Below are 17,410 nucleotides of genomic sequence, written 5' to 3' on the forward strand. Positions count from 1 at the left end.
AATAGTTTGACAGGAGGAAAAATGGAATTAACAAAAAATACCTCAGTGAATTTATCTCGGGCGTTAGGTAAAAATTATCTTGAAGCCGTGAACCAGAAATTCCCCGATACTATTCTGGATGAAGAATGGTCAACGGAAAATCAGGTGACGATTACCATTAAAACCAATATGCTGCCTGATGTAGTGGAATATCTTTATTACCAACACGAAGGCTGGCTGCCGGTGGCATTCGGTAATGACGAGCGCAGTATCAACGGGCATTATGCCGTCTATTACGTGCTTTCTATGGAAGGTGCGGTGAAATCTTTTGTCATCGTAAAAGCTTTGGTCGAACCTGCCGACATGGAGTTTCCGTCGGTAACGCCGAAAGTTAAAGCGGCCGTGTGGGCGGAACGGGAAATGTTCGATATGTACGGTTTAAAGGCCGTTGGTTTACCGGATCAGCGTCGTTTAGTTTTGCCTGATGACTGGCCGGAAGATTTATATCCGTTACGCAAAGACGCCATGGATTATCGCCTACGCCCGGATCCGACCGGCGCGACGGAAACCTATGAGTTTATTAATGAAAAAGGGGAAGCGCGCATTGTGCCTATCGGTCCGTTGCATATTACTTCCGACGAACCGGGGCATTTCCGTTTGTTTGTGGACGGCGAAGATATTATTGACGCGGATTATCGTTTGTTTTACGTGCACCGCGGTATGGAAAAACTGGCGGAAACCCGCATGGATTACGATCAGGTAACATTCTTAGCGGATCGGGTATGCGGGATTTGCGGTTTCACTCATAGTGTGGCTTATGCCAATTCTGTGGAAAACGCTCTTGGCATTCAAATTCCAAAACGCGCCGAGTGGATTCGCGCCGTTTTGCTGGAAGTGGAACGTTTGCACAGCCATTTGTTAAATCTCGGCTTATCCAGCCACTTTACCGGTTTTGATACGGGTTTTATGCAGTTTTTCCGGGTGCGTGAAAAATCCATGACGTTAGCGGAAGTGTTAACCGGCGCCCGCAAAACTTACGGTATCAATCTTATCGGCGGCGTGCGACGGGATATGCTGAAACATCAGCGGGAACAATGCCGCAAATTAATCGGCGAAATGCGTGAAGAAGTCAAAAATCTGACGGATATTTTATTGAATACGCCGAATATGAAACAACGTACTCAAGGTATCGGTGTGCTGGATCCTCAGGTCGCGCGGGATTTCAGTCCGGTCGGTCCGATGGTGCGGGCAAGCGGATATGCTCGTGACGTACGTAAAGTACATCCTTTCTCCGGTTACGGCGATATTCCGTTTAACCTGCATACGGAAACCGACGGCGATGTCCTGTCTCGGGTGAAAGTGCGGATTAACGAAGTCTTTGAATCCATGAATATTATTGATTATATGGTGGATAATTTACCGGAAGGCGATTTGTTGACGGAAGGATTTAATTACACGCCGGGCCGTTTTGCTTTAGGCATTACCGAAGCACCGCGCGGCGAGGATATTCACTGGTCTATGCTGGGAAATAACCAAAAACTGTTCCGCTGGCGTTGCCGGGCGGCGACTTATGCCAACTGGCCGACTTTACGTTATATGCTGCGCGGAAATACGGTTTCCGACGCACCGTTGATTATCGGCAGCCTCGATCCTTGTTATTCCTGCACCGATCGCGTCACGGTCGTGGATGTACGCAAACGCAAAGCGAAAACCGTCGCTTACAAAGAGATCGAACGTTACGGCGTCGAACGTAAAAATTCGCCGTTAAAATAGGGAGCGTGGATTATGTTTAAATTATTGAAAACCGTGTTTAAAGCGGGCGATTCCACAACCAAATATCCGTTCAAACCCTACGAAGTGGATCCCGATTTCCGCGGCAAACCGGAACTGAATTCCGATCAATGTATCGTGTGCGGCGCCTGCACCATTGCCTGTCCGGCCAATGCGTTAACTTTGCGTACCGATCCGGAAAAAGGCGAACGCACCTGGTCGCTGTTTCTGGGACGCTGCATTTTCTGCGGGCGTTGCGAAGAAGTCTGTCCGACCAAGGCGATTCGGTTATCGCAGGATTTTGAATTATCGGTAAAAAACAAACAGGATTTGTTTCAGGAAACCGGTTTTGCCACCGCCGCTTGCCAACAGTGTCATCGTCCGTTCACTTCTTATAAGGAACTGAATTATGCCATTGAACTGCTGAAACAGCAGGCGGACGATCCGTCGAAACTGAAGGACAAATTGCAGATATTGCACACTTGCCCGGATTGCAAGCGACAAAACAGTTTAACCAAAACGGCCGATATGGAAGCGCACATGAATCTGCCATTATTAGCTTATCAGGACAAAAAAACAACGTTAAATTTGACCGCACTTCAACCCGCAGAGCCGTCGTCCATGAAAAGTGCGGTGAAAAATTCGAATGATTTTTCCAATCCTTCGGTAAATCCGATTGTCCGGTGAAACAGGAGAGCAGTATGAACACACAAATTCCGATGCCGGTAAACGGTATTTCCACGCCTTTCGCCGTGGATGAAAATATCGCGCAAATGAAACAAACCCTGTTGAAAAATATTCAGCGTTCGGCCTATGTTTACCGCGTGGACTGCGGCGGTTGCAACGGATGTGAAATCGAGATTTTCAGTACCATTACGCCGGTGTTTGATGCGGAACGGTTTGGCATCAAAGTGGTGGCGTCGCCTCGTCATGCGGATATTTTATTGTTCACCGGCGCGGTGACGCGGGCAATGCGTACGCCGGCAATGCGCGCTTATCAGGCGTCGCCGGATCCGAAAATCTGTATTTCTTACGGAGCCTGCGGTTGCGGCGGCGGGATCTTCCATGATCTGTATTGCACCTGGGGCGGCACGGATCAAATCGTTCCCGTGGATGTGTACATTCCGGGCTGTCCGCCGACACCGGCGGCGACCATTTATGGTTTCGCCATGGCGTTAGGTTTGCTGGAACAAAAACTGAAAGGCAAACAGGAAATTGCCGATCCCCATGCCGAGGCAAAAGTTCGTTTTCCGACTATTCCTTACGATTTACGGGTAACGCTGGAACGTGAAGCGCGGCGTCTGGCGGGCTATCGTCAGGGCGGCGATATAGCGGATAAATTTATGGCGATGATGAGCGAACAGGATCCGGAACCTTTCGGCGTGCGCATCGGAAAATTTCTGGAACGGGAAGCGGATCCGCGCCTGAGCGAAATCATCAGCCGTTTGCATGCGATCAGTCTGCCTTTTTCCGGTTAAGCGATAATCTTGCCGAGCGTATTGTTTACAGTGCTCCGTTCAAAAGCTATGATGAATAAAACGGACGTTTTAATTCAAAAATAAGGAGAGCAATATGGCAAATTTAGTGAATAAAACGGCATTGGTGACAGGCGGCGGCACGGGTATCGGACGGGCAATCGCCAAACGCATGGCGAAAGACGGCGCCAATGTGGTGATTATCGGGCGAAATGAAGAAACCCTGAAAGAAAGTGCGGAACAACACGAAAATATCACTTATATCGTCGCCGATGTGCTGAAATCCGAAGATATAGCCCGTGTTCTGACGGAAATTCAGGAGGAATTCGGTAAGCTTGATATTGTGGTGAACAACGCGGGTATTGCGCCGATGACACCTATCGAAAAAATAAACTTAGCGGATTTTGACCGCACTTTTGCCTTAAATGTCCGTGCGGTGATTGATGTGACGGCGCAGGCGATTCCTTATTTAAAAGCCAGCAAAGGCAATATCGTCAATATTACCTCGGGATTGGTGCATAATCCGATGCCGGGAAACGGTATTTATACCGCCAGCAAAGCGGCAGTGCTAAGTTTAACCCGTACCTGGGCGAAAGAACTGGCGCCTTACGGTATTCGGGTGAACAGCGTATCGGCGGGTGCAACCAACACGCCGATACATAACGCGTTAGGATTCGACGAAGAACAAAAGGAAGCGTACCGACAGGCGGTAAGCAAAGCCGTGCCGTTAGGGCGTTTTGCCGAGCCGGATGAAATTTCGCCGGTTGTGGCGTTTTTGGCGTCCGAACACGCTCGTTACGTAACCGGAGCGGATTATCGCGTTGACGGCGGATTCGGTATTTAATCCGATCTTTTTAAGACTAAACCGCTTACAGGCAAGGCTGAAGCGGTTTTGTTTATGAAATCGTTTCATTATGAAAATGATTAAAAAGAATTCGGCACATCATTGAAAATATTCATAAGATGATAGATGATAACGACGATATTTAGTCGGAAATTTAGTTCAATCAGAAGGACTTTTTATGCAATTTGAAACGCAGTGTTTACATGCTGGTTACAGTCCGAAATCGGGCGAACCGCGGGTTCAGCCTATAGTGCAGAGCACCACTTACACCTATGACAGCGCAGAGGAAATCGGTGATTTGTTTGATTTGAAAGCCGCCGGTTATTTCTACACTCGTTTGGCGAATCCGACCACCAACGCCGCCGAAGAAAAGTTAGCGGCGCTGGAAGGCGGAGTAGGCGCGTTATGCACTTCATCCGGACAGGCGGCCACCTTTTATGCCTTGTTGAATATTTTGGAATCGGGCGATCATTTTATCGCGTCCACTTCCATTTATGGCGGCACTTATAATTTATTCGCGCATACCTTCAAAAAAATGGGCATTCAGGTTTCCTTTGTGGATCAAACATTGCCGCTGGAAGTGCTGGAAAAAGCGATTCGACCGAATACCAAAGCGGTGTTCGGCGAAACCATTGCCAACCCTGAATTGCGGGTATTGGATATTGAAAAATTTGCCCGACTGGCTCAAAAGGCACAAGCGCCTTTGATTATCGACAACACCTTTGCGACGCCGTATTTTTGCCGGCCTTTTGAATTCGGCGCCAATATCGTCGTTCATAGCACCACCAAATATTTAGACGGTCATGCCGTTGCCATGGGCGGAGCGGTGATTGACGGCGGTAATTTTGATTGGCATAACGGCAAATTCCCGGCGTTTACTCTGCCTGATGAGTCCTATCACGGTTTGATTTATACGGAAACATTCGGTGCGGCGGCATATATTGTGAAAGCCCGGGTGCAATTAATGCGTGATTTGGGCGCCACACCGGCGCCGCAAAACAGCTTTTTGCTGAATTTAGGTATGGAAACCTTACCGTTGCGCATGAAAGCCCATTATGAAAATGCGCTGGAAGTGGCTAAATTTCTGGAAACGCAACCGCAGGTCAGCAGCGTGAATTATCCGGCGTTGGAAAGTTCGCCCGATTATGAGTTAAAACAAAAATATACGCCGAACGGGCTTTGCGGCGTGATTTCTTTTGAAATCAAAGGCGGACGGGAAGCGGCGTCAAAATGGCTGAATGGGTTAAAGCTGATTTCCCGGGAAGTTCATGTGGCGGATATTCGCACCTGTGCGCTGCATCCGGCGACATCCACGCATCGTCAGATGAATGAAGAAGAACTGGCGAAAATCAATGTGTCAGCCGGGTTGGTGCGTTTGTCCGTCGGTATTGAAAACGTGAGGGATATTTTGGCGGATATTGAACAGGCGTTTAACGCGATTTAATCGGGGTTTTAGCGCCGTAAAACGGGTTAGCGCCGGCGTTAACCCGTTTTTTCGCTTAAAGTGCGGTCAAAATTTCGATCATTTCGTCAATGGCGGCGCATAAACGATCGCGATCATGGCGATAAACGACATCGTCGGCATTCAGCTTGCGCGCCAGAACCCGAATATTCAGCGGATGATAGTTTTCGGCATATTGAGGTGTTGTGATAACGCCGTCGATAATGTTTTTTCCCATAACCCGATGAATCCACTGAATGCGCTCCCCGAGCGATAATGCTGCCGCAGGGCTGCGTTCGATGCCGAGATTATCGATAAAAATTTTCTTTGCGCGGCTGCTTTTTAGCGCCTGAATAATTTCGGGAATTAACAGTGTGGGCATGATGCTGGTTAAAAAACTGCCGGGGCCGTATAGAATCACTTCCGCTTGCTGAATGGCGGATACCGCTTCCGGCGTGGCTTCAACAACGGGATCAAGAAAAACCGAATCCGGCACTTCGTTGATCAGTTTATCGATGGCGACCTCGCCGATAATTTTTTCGCCGGAAGCCAAGACGGCACCGAGATCCACCGGTTGTTCGGACATGGGAATTAAATAGGATTTCACCCGCAAAAAGTTACGAATCAGGTTGATGGCTTCGGTGGGGCGAATTTCCATATCTTCCAGCGCTTTCAGAATCAGATTGCCGAGATTGTGCCCCGCCAGTTCGCCTTGTCCGCTGAATCGGTATTCGAATACTTTTGAAGCGGTGGTAGGTTTGGCGATAATCTGATTCAGGCAGTTACGCAAATCGCCCCATGCGATACCGCCGTGCTGGCGGCGGATGCGTCCGGTGGAACCGCCGTTATCGGTGGTGGTGACAATGCCGGTGAGCCGTTCTTTCATGAAACTTAATGCGGACATAACGCGGCCCAAACCGTGTCCGCCGCCGATGGCGACAATATGTTGCGTGCCGTCTAAATGATGATGTTGTTCGGACATAAGCATACCTATCAATAAATGCTGTCGCATATTACCCTTATTTGCTTCCAAAGTGGAAAAAATATCAAAAAATTTACCGCACTTTTGTCTAATCGGTTAAAGTGCGGTCAAAATTACACGGATTTTCGTTGCGATAATAGCCAGTCACGGACGGGCGCGATGGAATAGGCGTATTTCCACGTATTCATATGTCCCGCGCCCGGATTGCTCGAATTCTCTCCGTCGGCAAAAACCGATCCTTTACGGAACGCCACAAAATAAACATTGGCATCGGCGGCGGTTAATTGATCATAAGCCTGTTGAAATTCTTCCTGTGACCAGCGAGCATCCCAAACCGCTCGCGCCACTTTGGCGCCTTGCTTTTCCAATTCCTGAGTGAGGCCTGTTTGAGTGGGAAAAGCTTTGTTGTCATCTTCGGAAACGGTAATCCATAATTTGTTTTTCGCCATCGGCGCGACTTTAGCCGGATCCCATTGGCAGGCAACCAAATAACTTGCCGCAAAGAAATCCGGATATCGGATATTCATGGCGATAGCCAGCATTCCGCCGCCGGATTGTCCGGTGGCGTAAAGTCGCGAGGTATCGATGTTATATTGCGTTGCTAAATATTTGATTAAATTAATGATGGCATACAGATAATCGGATGTTTGACCGTCGTCATCCGCCACGATTTCGTCAAACGCCGGCGCCAGCACAAAAGCGGGATATTGCGTTTGTACCGCCGGCGAAGCCCAGACGACGGCGCCCAATCCCTGATACAGCGGCGCTTTGGTTTTCTTGCCCGTAATGCCGGCGTCATGCATAAAAAGTACCAGCGGATAGGATTCTTTAAACTGATAATTTTTCGGCACGAACAGGTTATATTTTACGGTTTTACCGGTTGCGGGATCCTGCCGGCTTTCCTGTTTGAAATCGTCCGCGATAGCCGTTCGGTTTTCGTCGGTAGCGAACATTCGCCCGTTTATGATAACCGAACCGTTCGCCGATTTCATTTCCGGCGAATTATCGGTTTTTTCGCCGGCTTTAAATTTAGCCGGACGGGAAGGCGGATTTTTTTGCAGTAAATTTGCCGTTTCATCCTGCGGATCTAAATTCAGGATCACAAATTTTCCTTCGTTTTTTGCACCGTTTTCCAATGAATCCGTAACATAAAGCCCGAGCACTTTACGGTTCTGCACCAAAAAACGATAACGAGGCAAATCGGCGGCTTGCAGCGGTTTGTTATATTGAATCGCCACACCAACCCATTTGGCGCCGTCGCCGTAAATTTGATTCAATGCGATAAGTTTTTCCGGCGTATTTTCTTCATCGGCAAGCACAATTTTGGGCAACGTTATCGCCAAAACCGTTCCGCCGGCGAGAGTTAAAAAAGTTCGACGGGAAGTCATTTTTGTTCCTTAATCAGCGTTTCTATCTGTTGTAATCCGTTCAGGCGAGTCGAACTCAGACGTTGAGCGATGCCGAGTTCGCGGAAAAAGTCTGAAAAATGGAAATTATCCAGTTGTTTGACCGTTTTACCGTTCACTTCGTTCATTAAAATTACCAGCAAACCGTTCATAATCCGCGCTTCGCTGTAGGCGGAAAGGGTTAAAGTGCGGTCGGAATTTCGCATGATTTTTGCCCATAGATTGACCTCGCAGCCTGAAATCGGCGTGTAATTTTCCAAATCTTCAGGTTTCGTGAGCGTTTTACCGAGCCGAATCAGCAGGCGGTATTTGTCTTCCCAGTTTTGAGCGTTCAATAATGATTGTTTAATATTCATGATCTTTTGTTTTGACCGTTAAGCCAGTAAATCCAAGGCTTTATCCAAGGCGCGGAAGAATTGTTCCAGTTCCTCAAATGTGTTGTAAGGAGCGAAACTTAAGCGTAATGTCGCAGGCACTCCGAGCCGGGTTAAATAAGGCATGGCGCAGTGGACGCCGGTGCGCAGAGCGATTTGCTGTTCCGCCAGCAAAGTGGCTAAATCGGAACAGGCGATGCGGTCAAACACAAAGCTAACCACCGAACTTGGCGCGGGCGAAGCGAACAGGTGACAATTCGGGTATTTTTTTAACCGCACTTTTGCCTGTTCCGCCAGTGCGACGGCATGCCTTTCCGCCGCTTCAAAATCCCATTGCTGCAACCATTCCAACACCGCATTAAAACCGATAACACCCGCAATATTCGGTGTGCCGGCTTCCAGCCGATAAGGTAAATCGGCGAAACGAATTTCCTGTTTAGAAGCAAAGGCTACCATTTTTCCGCCGTATTGCAGAGGTTGGAGCAGTTCAAGTGCGGTCGATTTTCCGGTTAAAATTCCGATTCCGTTTGGGCCGTAAATTTTATGCGCGGAAAAGGCGAGGTAATCCGCATCGAGCGCTTGCAAATCAATTTTGATATGGCTGATTGCCTGTGCGGCATCCACTAAAACCAGCGCTTGACTGTATCGGCGGATTAAACGGATTAAATGCGCTACCGGCTGTTCCGTGCCCGTTACGTTGGAAACGAAATTGAGCGCAACCAGTTTTGTGCGCGGATTTAACGCTTTGATTAAGGCGTTTTCGTCGATAAGCCATTGATCCGAAATCGGTAAAATCTGAATTTTTGCACCGCACTTTTTGGCAATTTCGTGCCAGGTGACAAAATTAGCGTGATGATCCGCTTCACTGATAATAATTTCGTCATCGGGCCGAAGATGCGGGATTAATCCGTTGGCAACCGTGTTAATGGCTTGCGTGGTGCCGGATGTCCAGATAACCGCCCGTTCCGATTCCGCATGAATCAACCGTTTAACCCGCGTGCGAGCCTGTTCGAACAGCGCGGTTTGTTTTGCGTCATATTGACTGCGGTGAACGGAGCCTGCGGATTGATAAAAGGCGACGGTGGCGTCGATTAAACATTGCGGTTTTAAGGTGGTTGCCGCGTTGTCAAAATAAACCACCGCCTCTGTTTGCGTAAAGTAAGGAAACTGGCGACGGAATTGTTGTACGTCAAACATTATTTTTTCTTCTCTTGGTTCGGGTGACGGAATTGAGCGGGCGGAACCGGGCGGGGATCCCGCCATAAGCCGATTCTTGCGCGTTGCGCTTGTTGTTGGGCGTCGAAATAAACGGGATCTTTCACATATCCTTCATATGCCCATGCCATGCCCAGTCGTACCATTTTCAGATTAATATTTTCCTGTTGCACATTATAAACCGTTGCCAGTAAGCGATGATAACGATCATATCCCGAAATACGCAATGTTACCTGTTTTTTATGTACCAGCCGTCCTAACGTTAGTCGGGATTGCTTGCCGAAAGGCTGTGCGGGTTCAGGCGCATCGATTTCATCCAAACGGACTTTGAGCTGTTTATGATTATTCGTAAGGCAGGTTAGGGTGTCGCCGTCAGAAATTTTGACCACCCGACAGGATAAAGTGCGGTCGGCTTTTACGTTAAATGTTAAAAAAATGAGCAATAAAGCGATAAAAATGGCTCTTTTCCGCATAATGTTAGTTTATATCAAGTTTTTATACCCATTAAAGGTAACAATTTAACAAAAAGAGTGTAAAATAATTTCGCAAATTTTCAAAAAAAATTGAGTTATTTATGTTTGAAAAATATGATTTACCGAAAAAAGCGGCGGAACTTGCCCGCTCGCTCATTATTTTATACGCAATGCTGTTTCTTGGCGAGTGGATTACTCGGCTTATTCCTCTCGGTATTCCCGGCAGTATTATCGGCTTATTGCTATTGTTTTTAGGATTAACTACTCGGATTATTAAAGTTCAGTGGATTTTTTTCGGCGCCGGTTTGTTGATTCGTTATATGGCGGTGTTATTTGTACCGGTGAGCGTCGGCATTATGAAATATTCCGATTTGCTGGTTTCGCAGGCAAAGGCTTTGGTTATTCCGAACGTAGTGAGTTCTTTAACCACTTTAATCGTTGTGGGATTAGTAGGGGATTATTTATTTTCTTTAAACTCTTTCAAAAAGCTACGCAAAAAAGTGATTAAAAAACGTCTTAAGGAGCAGCCATGATTATTCTGTTTTCTTTGTTGACCATCGCCGCTTTCTTTGTGGCGTTGCAAATTAATAAACGCCTGAAATCCATGTTGTTGAATACTTTTGTACTGACGGTGTTGATTTTAGTCGGAATTTTGCTGGCGACTGATGTACCTTACGATACTTATATGAAGGGCAATGCGCCGTTAAATAATTTGTTGGGCGTTAGTGTGGTGGCGTTGGCACTGCCGTTATATGAACAGCTCCATCAAATCGCTGCGCGCTGGCAAGCCGTGCTGCTTACGACATTGTTGGCGTCCGTATTGGCGATGGTATCCGGTGCGGGGGCGGCGATGTTGTTGGGCGCCAATCCCGAAATTGTGGCGACGGTAATTTCTAAATCCGTCACCACGCCGATTGCCATGGAAGTGTCGAAACATTTGGGCGGCGTACCGGCTGTGGCGGCCGTAGGCGTGATTCTGGCCGGTTTGCAGGGTTCCATGTTCGGTTATCTGATTATGAAAAAATTACGGATTAAAAATCACGAAGCCATCGGCTTAGCGGTGGGTTCCATGTCTCACGCTCTGGGCACAGTCAGCCTGATGGAAGTGGATCCGCGGGCGGGCAGTTACAGTTCAATTTCATTGGTGCTTTGTGGTATTATCAGCTCATTATTGGCGCCTTTAGTCTTCAATTTAATTTATTTCAGCTTATGATATTGTCCGTGAATCCCACTTGGCTTGAGCGTTTTCAGGCCGATCAGCCGAGAGAAAAAGATCATCGACCGCCTTTCCGCCGTGACCGTGCGCGCATTCTGCACAGCGCGGCGTTTCGTTGTTTGCAGGCAAAAACGCAGATTCATGCGGTCGGCGAGAACGATTTTTATCGCACTCGGTTAACTCATTCGTTGGAAGTGGCGCAAATCGGCAGCAGTCTGACTTCTCAATTGCGCTTCTCCGAAGCTTACACAAAGCTTGCGACGCAGTTAAATTGTAACGGCGAAGCGCTGGAACGTTCACTCAAACCTTTATTGCCGACCAATGATCTGATTGAAACCCTTTGTTTCGCTCATGATATCGGGCATCCGCCTTTCGGACACGGCGGGGAAACTGCGCTGAACGCGATGATGCGTAACGCCGGCGGCTTTGAAGGCAACGCTCAGACTTTCCGCATTGTGACCAAATTGGAACCTTACACGGAAAAAGCGGGCATGAATTTAACCCGCCGCACCATTCTGGGACTGGTGAAATATCCCGCCATTTTAGATGAGGTTTCACCGCAATATGCGCAGCTGGATTTACCGTATCCTACGGATTTGAGCCATTTACGCCAGGTTGATTGGCGACCGAGCAAAGGATTGTATCGCGATGATTTAGCCATGATGAATTGGTTATTGGCGCCGCTGTCCGATTCCGATCGTCGTTTATTCACTTCGTTCCGAAAAGTGCGGTCAAATTTTCAAGAGTTTTTGAAAACATCCTATAAATCCTTGGATTGCAGTATTATGGAGCTGGCCGATGACATTGCCTACGGCGTGCATGATTTGGAAGATGCCGTAGTGGTGGGGCTGATAACCCAAAATCAGTGGCAGGTCGCTTATGACGCGCTGAAAAATTGCGCTTCCGACTGGATGCGGAAAAATGTGGATAAACTGACGCAGAAGCTGTTTTCCGATTATCATTATGAACGTAAAAACGCCATTGGCGCGCTGGTAAATTATTTTATTACTCATGTACGTTGGAAAATGACGGCGGAATTTGATGATCCGCTGCTGCGCTACAACGCCGAATTGCCGGACGATGTAATTTGCGTGCTGAATATTTTTAAAGATTTTGTATTCAAATATGTGATTCGCGATGTGGAAACGCAGCGCATTGAATTTCGCGGGCAGCGCATTTTAACGGAAATGTTCCAGATTTTTGACAGCGACCCGGAACGCCTGTTGCCGCATAATACGGTAAAACGTTGGCAGAATGCGGAATTAGCGGGGCGCAAACGGATTATTTGCGATTATATCGCCGGGATGTCTGACGCTTATGCTTTGCTGGTTCATCGCCAGCTTTCGTAATCGGCTTCGTGTTATCGGCGTTTTTTCCGTCGTGCGGGCAGAATCTGTTGAAGATAAGGTTTGAGTTCGGGAAATTGGAACTGAAATCCCGCCCGTAATAATTTTTCGGGGTACGCATTCTGGCTGTCGAGCAGCAAACAGGCGCGCTCGCCAAACAATATTCGTAACAAGCAAGCCGGCGCGACGGCAAAATGCGGTCGGTTTAATTGTGCGCCCAAAAGATGATTGAATTCGGCGTTGTTGACCAAATTCGGTGCGGCAAGATTGAACGCGCCGTGACAATTCGGGGTTCGCAAAAGAAAATCAATGGCTCGAATCATATCGGGTAAGGCAATCCACGGCATAATCTGTTTTCCGTTTCCCAATCTGCCGCCGAATCCCCATCGGTAAACCGGCAGAACTTTTCCCAGCATTCCTCCGGAAGCGGCCAAAGGCATGCCGGTTCGCAGCAGACAAATCCGCGTTTTTTCCTGATCTTTCACTTGATTTGCCGCTTGTTCCCATTGTACGCAAAGCTGTCCGGTGAAACTTTCGCTTGGCGTCTCGGATTCGGTGATAACGCGCTGTCCCTTGTCGCCGTAATAACCCGTAGCGGAGGCGGAAATAAAACAGTGCGGCGGTTCGGTGCTGCGATTGATAAGTGCGGTCAGTTTTTCGGTTAAATTTAAACGGCTTTGGCGGATAAGCGTTTTTTGTTTATCCGTCCAACGACGATTAAAAATGGGTTCGCCGGCAAGATTAACGACGGCGTCAAATTGATTGAAGTGCGAAAAAACATCAAGAGAATCGACCGCACTTATGCGATGCTGAAAGCGTCGTTCGGCATTTTGCGGGTTGCGGCTGAGCAGGGTGATTTGGTGATCGGTCAGCCATTGATTGATTAACGCTTGTCCGATAAATCCCGTACCGCCGGTAATAAAAATCTTCATCAGAGTGAGTTTTCAAATAAGCGTTTTACGTTTTCCACCAATTTATCAATAGAAGTGCCGGTTGTCGGCGTGATGAAAATCGTATCGTCGCCCGCAATGGTGCCGAGAATGCCCTCTGCTTTGCCGACGGAATCCAGTAAGCGAGCGATTAATTGTGCCGCGCCGGGACTGGTTTTGACCACGATTAACAGTTGATTGTGATCAATATCCAGTACTAAATTTTTCAGCGGGCTGCTGGTATTGGGCACGCTCATTTCGTTCGGCAGGCAATAAACCATTTCCATGCGGGTATTGCGGGTGCGAACGGCGCCGAATTTGGTGAGCATGCGGGAAACTTTGGATTGATTGATATTGTTGAATCCCATTTCCTGTAATGCGGTAACGATTTCGCTTTGTGAACCGAAACGTTCCTGTGCGAGTAAATCTTTAAAAACCTGCAGTAGATTGTCTGTTTTGTTATCCGTCATCATAATGATAAATATGTGTGGTTTATGGAAAATTTTTGCATAAATTCTGCATAAAAATTCAAAATTAATCAATAAAAATTTAAATTTAAAATAATTTGAGCGTTTTCGAAAAATAAATGCTGAAAACTTGTTTTAGATCGTGAAATTAGACGATTATTTATTTGAGTTTCGTTTCTTTTCTTCGTAGAATCTACTGAGTTAAAGTTATTACTATTATCAAGGAGCATATCATGAAAGTAACCTTATTAGGCGCCGGCGGCGGTATCGGTCAACCTCTCTCGTTGTTGTTAAAATTGAACCTTCCGGCTGAGAGCGAATTAAGTTTATATGATGTCGCGCCAATGACTCCGGGCGTGGCGAAAGATGTTAGTCATATTTCGACCTCAGTGAATGTAGAAGGTTTCGGCGGCGATGATCCGTCCGAAGCATTAAAAGGTGCGGACATCGTATTAATTTGCGCGGGTGTTGCGCGCAAACCCGGCATGACGCGTGCGGATTTGTTTAATGTCAATGCCGGAATTATCCAAAGCTTGGTGGAAAAAGCGGCTCAGGTTTGCCCTAAAGCCTGCATTTGTATTATTACCAATCCGGTGAATTCGACGATTCCGATTGCGGCGGAAGTATTGAAAAAAGCCGGTGTTTATGACAAACGAAAATTATTCGGTATTACCACGCTGGATGTTATTCGCTCCGAGAAATTTATTGTGCAAGCGAAGAATATTGAGATTAACCGTAACGATATTTCTGTTATCGGCGGTCACTCGGGCGTGACGATTTTGCCTTTATTATCACAGATTCCGCATGTGGAATTCACAGAACAGGAATTGAAAGATTTAACCTATCGTATCCAAAACGCAGGAACCGAAGTGGTAGAGGCTAAAGCCGGCGCCGGTTCGGCGACGCTTTCTATGGCGTATGCGGCAATGCGTTTTGCGGTTTCAATGGCGCGTGCACTGAAAGGTGAAGTGATCACGGAATGCGCCTATATTGAAGGCGACGGAAAATTCGCTCGTTTCTTTGCTCAACCGGTTCGTTTAGGTAAAAACGGGGTGGAAGAAATTCTACCGTTAGGTACCTTAAGCGCATTTGAGCAGGAAGCGCTTGATGCGATGTTACCGACTTTAAAAGCCGATATTGAAAACGGCGTGAAATTTGTCACAGGTGAATAATTAGCTTACGCTAATCGGAAAAATTAAATAAGGACTAAATACCGCAATGGATTTAGTCCTTTTTTCGGTTTAAATATTTGGAAATAATGGCAATGATCGGGGGATTAAAAAAGGTTAACGTATGCCGTTAACCTTTTGAAGAGCCGATTATTTTACTTTATTCGGTGGTTTCGTCTTTTGGCGGTTTAATCGCCAGTAAATTACATTTGAGTTTACTGATAACATGTTCCGCGGTATTACCCAATAATGCGGCGGATAAGCCGGTACGTCCCACAGTGCCGAGTACGACCAATTCCGCGCCGAGTTCTTCGGCAACTTCTGGAATTACCTCTTCCGGGAAGCCTTCACGTACATGAGTATGATCTTCATCAATACCATATTTTTGGCGTAAAGCTTTCATATTCAGTAAATATTGTCCGCGGATGCCGTTAATATATTCTCTGGTATGGAATTCCGGTAAGTCGATCGCCATATTGATTGGTGTCGGCGGATAGGCACTGACTAAATGGATATTTCCGCGTTCCAATGTATCGGCTAAATCGGTACTCAGATTGACCAGATAATGATTAAATTGTTCGTGATAATCTTCGTCACCGGATACATTTACCGCCACGAGAATACGACGCTGATGTTTCCAGTCTCCGTCACGCACCATTAACATAGGGGCCGGACATTTACGCAACAACTGCCAATCTACCGGCGTAAAGAAGATAGAGGCCATACTCTCTTCTTCTTTGGTGTATTTCACAACCAAATCGTATTGATTTTTTTCGAACTCTTCCGCGATAGCTTCCGCTTCATTGTTGTTCCAAACGACTAAGGTTTTGAATTCAATCATTGGGTCCGCATATTTTTCAATATAATGCTGAATTTCTTGCTGACGCTGAGTAATTACGCCTTGATGCATTTCATTGCGTTCTTCGGATGAAAGCAACGCTGACATTTCATAAGATAAATCATAAACTGCAAGGAATAGCGTAATTTTTACTGATTGCTCGCTTTTTTGTTCTTTCGCTAGGCGAACGGCACGAGCCAAGCCGTATTGTTTTTCATTTTCAGGATTCAGAACGACGAGTATATTATTAAATTTCATAATGTTCTCCTTTCTTAATTGTTATGACTAGCATAGAACAGAGATGCCGTAAGGACAAGAATAATGAGTCAAAAATGTGACCTAGTGCAAATTTTTGCAAAAAAATTGCCGCTTCTCGCTGAAACGGCAATAGATTGAATTACGGGACAAATTTAATTTTTGTTCGGTTTGACCCCGAAATTTCCAGTAAAGCATTTAAGTTATTGATAGTAATGTATTTTCCCTGGACGGAGAGAATGCCCAATTTTTGAAAACGGCCCAGTAAACGACTAATCGTTTCAACGGTCAAACCAAGATAATTGCCGATATCGCCGCGCGTCATGGTTAAACGGAATTCGCGGGATGAAAAACCGCGGGCGGAGTAACGTTTGGACAGATTATAGATAAAAGCGGCTAAACGTTCTTCCGCATTCATTTTGGAAAGTAAAAGGATCATTTCCTGATCACTTTGAATTTCGCTGCTCATTAAGCGCATCATTTGCTGGCGTAATTTCGGCATTTTGCCGGTTAGATCATCCAAAATATCGTAAGGAATTTCGCATACCATGGCAGTTTCCAGAGCTTGCGCGAAGCTCGGATGGCGTGCGTTCGTGATAGCGTCAAATCCGACTAAATCGCCCGGCAGATGAAAAGAAGTGATTTGTTCTTCGCCGGTTTCGCTGATGGTATAAGTTTTGATCGTTCCGGAACGGATAGCGTAAAGAGAGGTGAGTTCATCGCCGGCTTTGAAAAGAACCTGCGATTTTTGAATGGGTTTTTTGCGCTCGATAATGTTGTCGAGCTGATCAAGCTCATGTTCGTTAAGAGTGAAAGGAATACAAAGTTGACTGATACTGCAATCCTGGCAGTGAATAGCGCAACCGCCGGATTGTATACGACGACCTGCTTTGGTTTCGTTAGCTAAATTTGTCATGTGTTCCTCAATAACTAAAAACGCATAAAATGTAATAAAATTGATCTAACGCAACAAATAATAGCATTATTTGTTAAAATTAAGAAGAAATAAATCAAAAACTCAGAGGGTAAAATCATGCCGGCAGAAAAATTAACCAAACGTCGATTTTTCCAAATTCTCATTATGTTGGGAATTCTGGTTTTCGTTTTTTTATACCGAACCTATCAGCATTCCGAATCGCCGAATCGGAAATCTCATCACAGCGAGCCGGCTGAGCGGACGAAAAGTGCGGGCGATTTTGAGCCTGTTTTTGAAAAACGACAATAAAAAAGG

General features: G+C 46.5%; 19 protein-coding genes. 10 read left to right on the plus strand and 9 right to left on the minus strand.

Going from position 1 to position 17,410, the window contains the following annotated elements:
* The first annotated feature begins 21 nt into the window (after positions 1-21).
* From P7M01_RS00595 to P7M01_RS00615, 5 genes are all read left to right on the plus strand, one after another.
* Positions 22-1,752 (plus strand): hydrogenase large subunit, encoded by a 1,731-nt coding sequence (locus P7M01_RS00595; protein ID WP_317482731.1) that lies wholly within the window; start codon positions 22-24, stop codon positions 1,750-1,752.
* Between the two features lie 12 nt (positions 1,753-1,764).
* Positions 1,765-2,436 (plus strand): formate hydrogenlyase complex iron-sulfur subunit, encoded by a 672-nt coding sequence (locus tag P7M01_RS00600; RefSeq protein ID WP_317482732.1) that lies wholly within the window; start codon positions 1,765-1,767, stop codon positions 2,434-2,436.
* Between the two features lie 14 nt (positions 2,437-2,450).
* Complete coding sequence (locus P7M01_RS00605) at positions 2,451-3,227, plus strand: NADH-quinone oxidoreductase subunit B family protein (protein WP_202937330.1); 777 nt, start codon at positions 2,451-2,453, stop codon at positions 3,225-3,227.
* A gap of 94 nt (positions 3,228-3,321) precedes the next feature.
* On the plus strand, positions 3,322-4,068 hold the full coding sequence (locus P7M01_RS00610) for an SDR family NAD(P)-dependent oxidoreductase (protein ID WP_317482733.1): 747 nt from the start codon (positions 3,322-3,324) through the stop codon (positions 4,066-4,068).
* Between the two features lie 178 nt (positions 4,069-4,246).
* Positions 4,247-5,512: an O-acetylhomoserine aminocarboxypropyltransferase/cysteine synthase family protein gene (locus P7M01_RS00615; protein ID WP_317482734.1), complete on the plus strand. Its 1,266-nt coding sequence runs from the start codon at positions 4,247-4,249 to the stop codon at positions 5,510-5,512.
* A 55-nt stretch (positions 5,513-5,567) separates the two neighbouring features.
* On the opposite strand, the gene P7M01_RS00620 is transcribed toward P7M01_RS00615, so the two are convergent.
* The 5 genes from P7M01_RS00620 to P7M01_RS00640 form a co-directional block, all read right to left on the minus strand.
* Complete coding sequence (locus P7M01_RS00620; RefSeq protein ID WP_317482735.1) at positions 5,568-6,491, minus strand: gluconeogenesis factor YvcK family protein; 924 nt, start codon at positions 6,489-6,491, stop codon at positions 5,568-5,570.
* A gap of 113 nt (positions 6,492-6,604) precedes the next feature.
* Entirely contained in the window at positions 6,605-7,879 is a 1,275-nt protein-coding gene (locus tag P7M01_RS00625; protein ID WP_317482736.1) for a prolyl oligopeptidase family serine peptidase, read from the minus strand.
* Positions 7,876-8,247, minus strand: coding sequence for a SufE family protein (locus P7M01_RS00630; RefSeq protein ID WP_394853336.1), 372 nt, complete (start codon positions 8,245-8,247; stop codon positions 7,876-7,878). Before P7M01_RS00630 ends, P7M01_RS00625 begins: the two co-directional genes overlap by 4 nt.
* Positions 8,248-8,271: 24 nt before the next feature.
* Complete coding sequence (locus P7M01_RS00635; RefSeq protein WP_317482925.1) at positions 8,272-9,471, minus strand: cysteine desulfurase; 1,200 nt, start codon at positions 9,469-9,471, stop codon at positions 8,272-8,274.
* Entirely contained in the window at positions 9,468-9,959 is a 492-nt protein-coding gene (locus P7M01_RS00640; protein WP_202937336.1) for a thermonuclease family protein, read from the minus strand. The genes P7M01_RS00635 and P7M01_RS00640 overlap by 4 nt, the downstream gene beginning before the upstream one ends.
* Before the next feature lie 101 nt (positions 9,960-10,060).
* Here P7M01_RS00640 and P7M01_RS00645 point away from each other — a divergent pair, with 101 nt between their 5' ends.
* Genes P7M01_RS00645 through P7M01_RS00655 form a run of 3 tightly spaced genes read left to right on the plus strand, consistent with a single transcriptional unit; the run spans position 10,061 to position 12,524 of the window.
* Positions 10,061-10,492, plus strand: coding sequence for a CidA/LrgA family protein (locus P7M01_RS00645; RefSeq protein ID WP_202937337.1), 432 nt, complete (start codon positions 10,061-10,063; stop codon positions 10,490-10,492).
* Positions 10,489-11,172 (plus strand): CidB/LrgB family autolysis modulator, encoded by a 684-nt coding sequence (locus P7M01_RS00650; protein WP_202937338.1) that lies wholly within the window; start codon positions 10,489-10,491, stop codon positions 11,170-11,172. The genes P7M01_RS00645 and P7M01_RS00650 overlap by 4 nt, the downstream gene beginning before the upstream one ends.
* Positions 11,169-12,524 (plus strand): anti-phage deoxyguanosine triphosphatase, encoded by a 1,356-nt coding sequence (locus P7M01_RS00655; protein WP_317482737.1) that lies wholly within the window; start codon positions 11,169-11,171, stop codon positions 12,522-12,524. The genes P7M01_RS00650 and P7M01_RS00655 overlap by 4 nt, the downstream gene beginning before the upstream one ends.
* Positions 12,525-12,535: 11 nt before the next feature.
* On the opposite strand, the gene P7M01_RS00660 is transcribed toward P7M01_RS00655, so the two are convergent.
* Both P7M01_RS00660 and argR read right to left on the minus strand, forming a co-directional pair.
* Entirely contained in the window at positions 12,536-13,453 is a 918-nt protein-coding gene (locus P7M01_RS00660) for a TIGR01777 family oxidoreductase (RefSeq protein ID WP_317482738.1), read from the minus strand.
* Positions 13,453-13,920, minus strand: coding sequence for a transcriptional regulator ArgR (gene argR, locus P7M01_RS00665; RefSeq protein ID WP_317482926.1), 468 nt, complete (start codon positions 13,918-13,920; stop codon positions 13,453-13,455). The genes P7M01_RS00660 and argR overlap by 1 nt, the downstream gene beginning before the upstream one ends.
* Before the next feature lie 230 nt (positions 13,921-14,150).
* On the opposite strand from argR, the gene mdh reads away from it, so the two are divergent.
* Positions 14,151-15,089 carry a malate dehydrogenase gene (gene mdh, locus P7M01_RS00670; RefSeq protein WP_317482739.1) on the plus strand — a complete coding sequence of 313 codons (939 nt, stop codon included), beginning with the start codon at positions 14,151-14,153 and terminating at the stop codon, positions 15,087-15,089.
* A gap of 157 nt (positions 15,090-15,246) precedes the next feature.
* Here mdh and uspE read toward each other — a convergent pair whose 3' ends face one another.
* Together uspE and P7M01_RS00680 are read right to left on the minus strand one after the other, a co-directional pair.
* On the minus strand, positions 15,247-16,182 hold the full coding sequence (uspE, locus tag P7M01_RS00675; RefSeq protein WP_317475441.1) for a universal stress protein UspE: 936 nt from the start codon (positions 16,180-16,182) through the stop codon (positions 15,247-15,249).
* A 139-nt stretch (positions 16,183-16,321) separates the two neighbouring features.
* Positions 16,322-17,095 (minus strand): FNR family transcription factor, encoded by a 774-nt coding sequence (locus P7M01_RS00680; RefSeq protein WP_202937343.1) that lies wholly within the window; start codon positions 17,093-17,095, stop codon positions 16,322-16,324.
* A 117-nt stretch (positions 17,096-17,212) separates the two neighbouring features.
* Between P7M01_RS00680 and P7M01_RS00685 the strand changes: the two genes are divergently transcribed.
* Positions 17,213-17,404, plus strand: coding sequence for a hypothetical protein (locus P7M01_RS00685; protein ID WP_317475553.1), 192 nt, complete (start codon positions 17,213-17,215; stop codon positions 17,402-17,404).
* The last annotated feature ends 6 nt before the right edge of the window (positions 17,405-17,410 follow it).

This window comes from Exercitatus varius, assembly GCF_029577735.1.
In the GTDB taxonomy this organism is placed as follows: domain Bacteria; phylum Pseudomonadota; class Gammaproteobacteria; order Enterobacterales; family Pasteurellaceae; genus Exercitatus; species Exercitatus varius.